Below are 9568 nucleotides of genomic sequence, written 5' to 3'. Positions count from 1 at the left end.
TGTCGCAGTCAGGCTGCCACGGATTTCCGAAGGCGAGCCGCCGGTCACACGGTTTAGCGTTGCACCGGAGCCGTTATTGAAGGTGACGCTGTGCCCCCAACCGATCGAAAAGCTATTCCAATCGATCACGCCGCGGGTCGAACCGGTCTGCGTGATAACAAGGCCTTGACCACTCCTCGCGATAGAGCCCTGACCGCTCACGAACTGTCCACTCTGCGGCAACGCTCCGCCTGCCAGCGCCGCCGGTGCAAGCAGAATTCCGGCGAGTGGCAGTTCGATGACAATCAAGGCACGCACGACGGCGCCCATCGAGAGCGAGGGTCCGGATGGTCGAAGTATTCGGGATGCAAATCGAGGTGGCATAGCACTCTCCGATCCACCGCGCGATTGCGCACGGAGGGGCACATCGTCGCGCCCGCACCGGCCCATGAAGCCGCAAATCAAATATCCAGACCAGCATAGCAGGTGAGACAGAAAAGCAAAGCAGGACATTGTCGTGTGCTGCTGCGACTTTAAGGAACCCTGTGCAACAAGCGACGAGACTGACCGCAGGCGCAGGCTAATCGCAAAGTTTGGCAAGGTCGCGAGATCGTCGTTGCCGCTCGGAATCGCGAGGTCGGCGAGGATGATCGAGACGAGCCATGCGGTGTCGGCCAAATCACTGCCTACGGTGGCGGTTGTGGCCTGGACGTTGCCGCTCTCGAACACGGTGGCCACTCGATGCATCGGTCGTGAAGTGCCGTCAGCACCACCGCATCTATCCCGGTCCGCTGACTCAGGTATGCTGGAGGATTCAGGACAGCTTCCGTTCAAGGGGAGAATATGCGGCGCGTCGTATTCAATCAGAAAGGCGGTGTAGGCAAATCGACCATCGTCTGCAACCTGGCGGCCATCAGCGCGAGCGAAGGTCTGCGCACGCTGGTGATCGACCTGGATGCCCAGGCGAATTCAAGTCAATACCTGCTCGGCCCGCAGGCCAGTGAGGTCCATCCTACCGTCGCCGGGTTCTTCGAAACCGCGCTAACGTTCAGCTTCAGGCCCGTAGAAGTCACGTCCTTCATTCATCCGACGCCGTTTGAGAACCTGGACGTTATGCCCGCCCATGCTGATCTGGACGCGTTGCACGGCAAACTGGAATCCCGCTACAAGATCTACAAGTTGCGTGAAGCGCTCAATGAGCTCGACATGTATGACGCGATTTATATCGACACGCCGCCGGCGTTGAACTTCTACACCCGCTCCGCGCTAATCGCCGTCGAGCGTTGTCTGATTCCGTTCGACTGTGATGACTTTTCCCGTCGCGCGCTCTACACGTTGCTCGAAAACGTGAAGGAGATCCAGCAGGATCACAACGTGGCACTGGAGGTGGAGGGGATTGTCATCAATCAGTTTCAGCCTCGTGCGAGCTTGCCGCAAAAGCTGGTCGACGAACTCGTCAGTGAGGGCTTGCCCGTGCTGGCTTCGCGGCTGTCTTCGTCCGTGAAGATCCGCGAATCGCATCAGCAGGCGACCCCCGTCATTCACCTCGATCCGGGACACAAACTTTCGCAGGAGTATCGGGCCTTGCATCGTGAACTGGCCGGATAGTGGGGTGGACCCTTCCCGGAACAGAATGGCAAGTCAAAGACAGGCGGCCACGGCTGCGAAGAGCGCCGAAAGCCCGCTCGCGCCGCGCCGTCGCCGGAAGGTCAATCATGCGGGTCTTAAACCGCAAGTGGTGACTCATGAGAGCGCAGGGCGCGCGGTATGCATGTGAGACGGCGCTGTCGATAATGCACGCGAGGCCCGGCGAACGTTGACCGGTCGAAAATCTCGCGAGCGCAGTCGGCCTGTCGCGCACCGCTTTTGCGGCCCGGTTTCGCCGCTCTGTCGGTCGTGCGCCGCTCGACTATCTGAATCATTGGCGCATGACGATCGCGCGCACGGTCTTGCGACACTCGGAAGAACCGCCGGTCGATATCGCCTCACGCATCGCGTGCCTGTCCGATACGGCTTTCAGCATCGCATTCAGGCGAAGGACCGGACAGAGCTCAGGGCGTTACCGGGCGGAAGGCCGGCGAGTGGCTGGGCTATGAGCATTAATGGTCGGCCACGAGTTCACGCAGACGCGAATAATGTCGCCGCCCAGTCCGCAAACACTCTGACCTTGGTGCTATATCGTCGGCTAGGCGGATACGCGATATAGACTTCGAGCGGGTCCGGCCGCCATTTCGCGAGAATCGGCACAAGCTTCTTTTGCTCGATGAACGGGCGAACCATGAAGTTCAATGTGTGAACAATGCCCAAACCCGCCAGTGCGGTTGCAAGGTGCGCATTGCTCTCGCTAACGAGCACGTCATTGCGTACGCGACCAAGCGTGATCGTCTCTTGGCCCCGACGAAACGTAAGGGGCTGTGTCATACCCGTGTTTGCAGAAAAATATCCGACGACCGGCATGTTCTTATCCACGATTTCCTGCGGATGTTTTGGCCTGCCGTGCTTCGCGAGATATGCCGGACTCGCACAGGTGGCCCACGCGAGCGTCCCGATTGGATGCGTCACGAGATCCGGATCGTCCGAGGTGCTTCGAATCGCGCAGTCTATGTTTTCGGCGACAAGATCTGCGGTGCGATCAGTGACGCTGAGTTGAATCTGTATCCTGGGATAGCGGGCAAGAAAGGCCGGCAATGCAGGAATGAGGATGCCACTTGCGGTCGATCCGCCGGTGTCGACTCTCAGTACCCCACGGGGGCTGGTCTGCTCCCGACCGAGGGTGGTCTCGATATCATCGAGCTCGCTGAGCAGCTGCCGGGTGCGTTCATAGTAAGCAGCGCCATCGGTTGTCACGCTGACTCGCCTTGTATTGCGCTCCAGCAGTTTTACACCAAGGTGCGCTTCCAGTGACTTGACCCATTTGCTCGCCGTGGCGTTGGGCATACCGAGCGACAGGGCCGCGCGCCCAAAGCCTCCTGTCTCGACAACGCGGACAAAAACGCGAATCGCCTGCAAATGGTCCATCGATCGGCTCCGATTATCCACAGTCGTGAATAGACAAACCACAATGTACATATTTATCTGTACATGTGCTTAATCTAGTATGAGGCCATTACCCTTGCAGATGAACCGGAGCCTTGAGATGACAGCCTCTATTTACGACAACATCCATTCGACAAAGCATGCTGGAAAGGTAGCGCTCGTGACCGGCGGTAGTACCGGGATCGGCCTCGCCACCGCAATGCGCCTCGCTCGCGAAGGCGCCAAGGTGTTCGTCACCGGCCGGCGCCAGGCGGAGCTGGATGCCGCGGTATCGCAAATCGGCCACGGTGCGCTCGCGATTCGCGGCGACATCTCTTCTGTGGCCGACCTCGAGCGCATCGTGCAAACGGTAACGGCGGCTCACCCGACAATCGACATCCTGTTCGCCAACGCCGGCGGCGGCGAATTCACGAGTCTCGGGGACATCAGCGAAGCGCAATTCGACAAATACTTCGGCATCAATGTGAAAGGCACACTGCTCACCGTGCAAAGCGCTTTGCCATTCATGCGCGCGGGCAGCGCAATCGTGATCACAGGATCGATCGCATCGATTCAAGGCGTGCCTGCATTCGGTGTCTATGCCGCCACCAAGGCAGCCTTGCGTTCGTTTGCACGCACCTGGGCATCCGATCTCAAAGGCCGCGACATCCGCGTCAACGTTGTAGCGCCCGGAGTCGTCGTGACGCCGGCTTACAAGACCGAACTGAAGATGAGCGACGAACAGATCGCGGCGTACTGCAAGGAAGTTGCCGGGACAACCCCGCTTGGTCGGGTCGGCACCGCCGACGAGATTGCGAAGGCCGTTTCCTTCCTCGCGTCAGACGACGCCAGCTATATCACCGGTATCGAGATGTTCGTCGACGGCGGACGCGCGCAGGTCTGATTTTCAACGCCGCGCTCATCCGAACGTGGCGCGTCATAAACGGGAAAACACCATGGGTTCGCGGGAAAATCTTCGTCTTGCCCAGCAGTTCCTTGAAAAGATGCGTCGCTCTGCTTCAAAGCCGTAGGTCGAATATGTGCTCAGGCTCAGGCATTCATCCCGCCATCCACGGTAAGATTCGCTCCGGTAATGTACGAGGCCTCCGGGCCGGCGACGAAAGCTACCATTGCGGCGATCTCTTCAACGCGCCCATAGCGACCAAGTACTGTAGCGGCCTTCTGCGGCACCGCCCAGTCGCCTGAGGCGGGATTCAGGTCGGTATCGATCGGTCCCGGCTGGACGTTGTTGACCGTGATGCCCCGGCCTCCCAACTCTCTGGACAGCGCCTGGGTGAACATCCTGACGGCTGCTTTCGTGGCTGCGTAGGGCACCAGCCCGGGAGCAATGGCTCGCTCGCCCACCGCCGAACCGATCATGATGATGCGGCCACCATCGCTCAGGTGCTTCAGCGCGGCCTTGGTCGTAGCGAATACGCCGCGGATGTTGATATCGATCACTCTATCCATCTCCTCCAGAGTCGTGTCTTCGAACGGTTTCGGAATGGCCGTGCCGGCATTGTTTACCAGCACATCCAGCCGGCCGAACGTTGCAACAGTTTTCCCGACCGCAGCCTCGACGGCTTTGACGTCGGTAGCGTCCGCCTGGATCGCAATAGCCTTTCCGCCATTGAGTTCAATCTCTTTGACCACGGCCGAAGCCGCGCTGGCGTCCTTCGCGTACGTAAAGGCCACCCGCGCTCCGTCCGCAGCCAGACGTTTCGCGATTGCCGCACCGATGCCGCGTGAACCACCGGTAACGAGTGCTACTTTTTGAGCTAACTTAGACATGTGATTTCCTAAGGTTTCCGTGAGCGATTCATTGCGCCACTTATCCAGTGAGTGATTCATTGACCGTTATCCCTGCCCGGAGCATCTTCAGAACGACACCTTCTCGGCTCCGCATCATCACGAAGATCGTCGAAGACCAACTTCCCATGCGTCCCTTGCGTCGACGGCGGTACAGATCTCGCCTGCGCCGGTTTCAGCAATCAGACAAAGAGCTTCGTCGCGCCACTTTCGATCCATGGTGGTGCAACGACTATAGGTTTCCGTGGACGGCGCGACAAAGACCTTGTAAGCAGAGAGGCATGCCTGCCGGGCATAGCAGTAGAGAGCCGTCACTTCAGACATAACGACGGAGCTGCGGCGCTTGCGACATTTGTAAGCGCGCAATGCAGCACGCGGAATTGATCCATCTGCGCCTCGAACGATGACGTTTCACGGCACTGCATCGATCGGCAAAGTCGCCGCCAATGTGCCGGTTGGATCAAGCTGGGTCACTCGCTGCAGCTGTGAGCTTCACCAAGTTGAGGGGCAGCAGGTCGGTGACATCGTCGTCCGGTACGCGCCGCGGTAATTCGGTGAGCACGTGCATGAGGTATGCGCAGGGTTCGACGTTGCAGGCCCGACATGCTCCCGCGAATGATGGCGTCACGTTGAATTCGAGACGTTCGCAGACAATCATCGAATGACGGCAACGGGTGCTGCCCGTCGTGCCAGGCAGCCAGCGGCTGGAACTGCGGCGCAATGCATCTGCGCAGTCGCCGGGAGATTTGCGTCGGCTGGCCCTCGGCCTCCCGTATAATCCGGCATGACTCCATCCATCTCCCACGCACCAAGCTTACGACCGGCAGCACCGGCTGCGCAATTCATCGGTTTGCTGGTCGCGCATACCTCAGCGGGCTATTCACCATCCAGGCGTGTGGAATGCACGTTCCACGAGCTGCGGCCGGCGGTCGTATGAAAATACCCAAACGACTTGCACCGCTTCTCGAAGAAGGACTCATCGACGAAGTCATCGGCCAGTTGATGAGCGGCAAGGAGGCAACGGTCTACGTCGTGCGCAGTGGCGAATCGACGCGTTGCGCGAAGGTCTACAAGGACGCGAAGCAGCGCAGTTTTCGGCAAGCCGCGTCGTATCGGGACGGTCGCAAGGTCAAGAACAGCCGGCAGGCCCGGGCAATGGAAAAAGGTACGCGCTACGGCCGTCAGATGCAGGAAGCGTCATGGCAGAACGCCGAAGTCGACGCGCTGTTCCGGCTCGCCGCCGCAGGTGTGCGCGTGCCGCAACCCTATATTTGTACCGACGGCGTGTTGCTGATGGAACTGGTGATCGACGAGGCGGGTGACGTCGCGCCACGGCTCAACGACGTCGATCTGACCGAAGCCCGCGCCCTCGAACTGCACGCGCTGCTGCTGAACCAGGTTGTCCGCATGCTCTGCGCAGGGGTGATTCACGGCGACCTGTCGGAATACAACATCCTGCTGGCAGCGGATGGACCGGTGATCATTGATCTTCCACAGGCCGTCGACGCAGCCGGCAACAACGAAGCCGCCTCGATGCTCAAACGAGACGTCGACAACCTGGCCGCGTACTTCGGACGTTTTGCACCGCAAATACTCACCGCGAGCTATGGCGCGGAGATCTGGACGCTCTTCGAAGCAGGGCGGCTGGATGTCGATGCCGAATTGACCGGCCGCATCGAAGTCGACACGCGACCTGTGGACCTCGATGGCGTGCTGCTAGAACTCGAAGAGACACGTCTTGAGGAAGACGCGCGAGTGCGGCGACAGCAGGAACTTAGCGTAGGCCGGTAACCGTGCTCGATGTCCCCCGAAGATAGCCCGAAGGTGAAGGTCTTCGAGGAATGTTGCCGCCATGAGCCGTCATTCGCCTGTCACGTGGCTCGGACAGTCGGACGGCAGCTCCGCACCCGCGAACGCCCATCCGATTGGCGAAGGCGAAGGTTGCTGCATCGGCGAGTTGCCGACATTCAACTATCGGCCTCGGTTGGGGCGCTAAAAGCTTGCGGGCCCGCGCCCGAAAGTTGCGGTGAACGTCCCGCGGTTAAGAAACAAAAGAGCGACGATCTACTTCTGACGAATCGAATTATCCCGGCGGGTTCTGGAACAAGCGCCCGCGGGTCACAGGCGCTTTTCGGTGACGGTTTCGTGTGTGATTCGCTTACCAACGATGCCGCAGACCGATGACAGCCGAGACTTGTGTTTTGGTCGTCGACGGCGAAAGCGTGTAGATCTGGGCGAATTGCGCATCACCGGCGGCTTTCTGGTAAATGCCGACCAGAAACACATCCGTCCGTTTGCTCAGGAAGTACACCGCGCCGGTGTTGACCTGATGCCATTTCGGGCTTGCGTCCTGGGGACGGTATTGCCCCGTGGTAAAGATGTAGGCGGCCCCGAGCATCAGGTCCGGAAGCACGTAGTCGGTCAATGAGACTTCGAAGTTCTGCAGCGTCAGTCTGGATTCGTCGAGATATTCGAAACGCGCATTCGTATAGAGCAAGGACAGGTTTGCAGTTCCAAATGCGTAGGCGCCGCCTGTGCCGAACATTCTCTGCTTGCTCACGCCTGCGTTGGTCGCTGGATTAGTAATGAAGGGTGAGGTGAAGCCGTAGTCGCCGACCACCGCGCCGTTGGGATTGGCAGGATCATTGGGCATTTTGACCTGAAGGTAGGCGGCTCCCAGAGAGAGCGGTCCCCGATGATATTGAACGGCGGCGCTGATGGCGTTGTTGTCCGAGAAAGCCCCGGCCTTGTTCGAAAAGCCATAGAGTCCTTCGAACTGCAATCCACCGTAATCGATGCTTTTGTACTGCACCGCATTGTTAATGCGGAAAGTATCGAAGACGTTATCGCTGTCGCCGATATGCGCGCCATATGCCGCAAACTGGCAGGCAGACGAAAAAATGCATAGCGTGACGGCCTCGTCGTACTGGCGGCCGAACGTCACCGTGCCCAGACTGTTCGATGACAAGCCAACGAAGGCTTGCCGGCCAAACAGACGTCCGCCTTGAGATAGGGCGCCATTGGCGACGCTGTAGCCGCCTTCCAGCGTGAAGATCGTCTTGACTCCGCCGCCAAGGTCTTCGACCCCTCTCATACCCCAGCGCGGCGTCTGCATCGGTCCGCTTGCGAACTGCCAGGTCGAATGCCCTTGTTTGTCGGCTCCCTTCTGATTGTTCGCATACACGATTCCGCTTGAGATCAAACCGTAGAGCGTTACGCTGCTTTGGGCGAATGCGGTCTGACAGGCGAGGGCGGTTGCCGTAATTACGATAGCGCGTCGAATCATGATTTCCTTGAGTGCTGGCCTGATTGTTTTAGAGTGCGGCTCGATTAGTTAGGAAAACGAATGTATGAGGCTGCTTGGACGGTCTTTAACGTGCCGGCGTGGTGAACCTGACACCCGATTGTGGAACGCGAGAGTCTCCTGCCCGCCTCACTAGCGACCGATTCTTGCGGAACAAAAATCGCGTCGGCTAGCACCGAATTTGACTAGCAGTGAGCTAATTTTCAGAGCGGTTCATCGAGCAATGCGCGCGTCATGTGCGCAGCCCTGCATGACGCACCATTGTGGTGCACCGTGGGGGTGAGCTAATTTCGGCATCACTCGTCTTCAAAATTGATGCTTGCGGGGACACTTTCGGCTACTGAGAATGCACTTAGCCGGCAGCACCTCGGAAAGCAACAGACCGGTTCCCTTGAATCCATGAAGGACCATCGGAGGAGTGAACGATGTCAGTAATCGAGAACGCAGGGCGCAGGCGTGTGCTGCGGATGACGCTCGCAATGGGCGGCATGGCGGCAACAGGCGCACTGCTTTCGGTGCGCGCACTAGCAAGCGAAAAAGCGACTGTCAATATGCAGCTGGGGTGGGTTCCGGGCGGCAATCAGGTCGGTGAGGTCGTCGCGAAGCGACTCGGTTTTTATGAACAGGAAGGGATCGATTTTCACATTCAGCCGGGCGGACCGAATATCGATGGCGTCGCAATCGTCGCCTCGGGGCGCTTTGAGACGGGCGAGATCTCATCGAGCCCATCGATCATGCTGGCCGTCTCAGAGGGGCTGCCGATCAAATGCATCGCCGCCGGGCTGCAGCAGCACCCGTATACATTCTTTTCACTGAAGAAAAAGCCGATTCGCACGCCGCACGACATGATTGGCAAGCGTATCGGCATCCAGGCGACAGGGATGGTATTGCTCAAGGCGTTACTGGCCAAGAACAAAATTCCTGAAGGCCAGGTCGAGATCGTGCCGATCGGCGCCGACATGATGCCGCTTCTGAGCGGGCAGGTGGATGCCGTAACCGGCTGGCAAACCAACACCACGGCGCTCAAGCCGCTTGGCGCGGATCGCGTTGATCTGCGGTTGTGGGACACCGGTGTACGCCTCTATGCGTTGCCGTATTACACAACGACGGAAGCGCTGAAGGAGCATCCGGACACGGTCACCCGCTTCATGCGCGCAACGGCGCGCGGCTGGATCCACGCAAATACCCATCGCGATCAGGCCGTCGACCTGCTCATCAAGGAATACCCGAATCTGAATCATGCGGATGAGCGTGTCGCGATCGATTCGCTGATGAGCTATGCCTTCAACCCGACGACGCAGACCCACGGCTGGGGCGCGATGGATCCGGCGGTCTGGGGAGAACAGATCACGACCTACGGACAGCTCGGCCAGTTCAGGACGCATCAACCCAAGGTGGAGGACGTCATGACGATGGACGTGCTCAACGCTACCCGTTCCTCAAGACTACTGGTGTAAACCC

General features: G+C 59.1%; 8 protein-coding genes and 2 pseudogenes. 5 read left to right on the top strand and 5 right to left on the bottom strand.

What is annotated here, in order from left to right:
* Positions 1-717, bottom strand: a 717-nt coding sequence (locus tag P0D89_RS14360) for a two-partner secretion domain-containing protein (protein ID WP_408358550.1), incomplete at its 3' end; no start/stop codon positions are given.
* Positions 718-822: 105 nt separating this feature from the next.
* Here P0D89_RS14360 and P0D89_RS14355 point away from each other — a divergent pair.
* Both P0D89_RS14355 and P0D89_RS14350 read left to right on the top strand, forming a co-directional pair.
* Entirely contained in the window at positions 823-1587 is a 765-nt protein-coding gene (locus P0D89_RS14355) for a ParA family protein (protein WP_408358549.1), read from the top strand.
* A gap of 236 nt (positions 1588-1823) precedes the next feature.
* Positions 1824-2075 (top strand): annotated as a pseudogene (locus P0D89_RS14350) (helix-turn-helix domain-containing protein); the annotation flags it as partial.
* A 22-nt stretch (positions 2076-2097) separates the two neighbouring features.
* Here the strand turns inward: P0D89_RS14350 and P0D89_RS14345 are convergent.
* Complete coding sequence (locus P0D89_RS14345) at positions 2098-2997, bottom strand: LysR family transcriptional regulator (protein WP_408358548.1); 900 nt, start codon at positions 2995-2997, stop codon at positions 2098-2100.
* Between the two features lie 118 nt (positions 2998-3115).
* Between P0D89_RS14345 and P0D89_RS14340 the strand changes: the two genes are divergently transcribed.
* Positions 3116-3898, top strand: a complete 783-nt coding sequence (locus P0D89_RS14340; protein ID WP_408358547.1) for an SDR family oxidoreductase — start codon at positions 3116-3118, stop codon at positions 3896-3898.
* Between the two features lie 146 nt (positions 3899-4044).
* Here the strand turns inward: P0D89_RS14340 and P0D89_RS14335 are convergent, their stop codons facing one another.
* A complete protein-coding gene (locus P0D89_RS14335; protein WP_408358546.1) occupies positions 4045-4845 on the bottom strand; it encodes an SDR family NAD(P)-dependent oxidoreductase in 801 nt (266 codons plus the stop codon).
* A gap of 418 nt (positions 4846-5263) precedes the next feature.
* Positions 5264-5413: pseudogene (locus P0D89_RS14330) on the bottom strand (transposase domain-containing protein); the annotation flags it as partial.
* A gap of 323 nt (positions 5414-5736) precedes the next feature.
* Between P0D89_RS14330 and P0D89_RS14325 the strand changes: the two are divergent.
* Positions 5737-6594: a PA4780 family RIO1-like protein kinase gene (locus P0D89_RS14325; RefSeq protein WP_408358545.1), complete on the top strand. Its 858-nt coding sequence runs from the start codon at positions 5737-5739 to the stop codon at positions 6592-6594.
* A gap of 367 nt (positions 6595-6961) precedes the next feature.
* On the opposite strand, the gene P0D89_RS14320 is transcribed toward P0D89_RS14325, so the two are convergent.
* Entirely contained in the window at positions 6962-8089 is a 1128-nt protein-coding gene (locus tag P0D89_RS14320) for a porin (RefSeq protein WP_408358544.1), read from the bottom strand.
* Between the two features lie 443 nt (positions 8090-8532).
* On the opposite strand from P0D89_RS14320, the gene P0D89_RS14315 reads away from it, so the two are divergent.
* Positions 8533-9564: an ABC transporter substrate-binding protein gene (locus P0D89_RS14315; RefSeq protein ID WP_408358543.1), complete on the top strand. Its 1032-nt coding sequence runs from the start codon at positions 8533-8535 to the stop codon at positions 9562-9564.
* Positions 9565-9568 lie beyond the last annotated feature (4 nt).

Origin of the sequence: Paraburkholderia sp. RL18-085-BIA-A, from assembly GCF_046027075.1 — a bacterium.
Lineage (GTDB): Bacteria > Pseudomonadota > Gammaproteobacteria > Burkholderiales > Burkholderiaceae > Paraburkholderia.
This window is presented reverse-complemented; position numbering and strand designations above follow the sequence as displayed.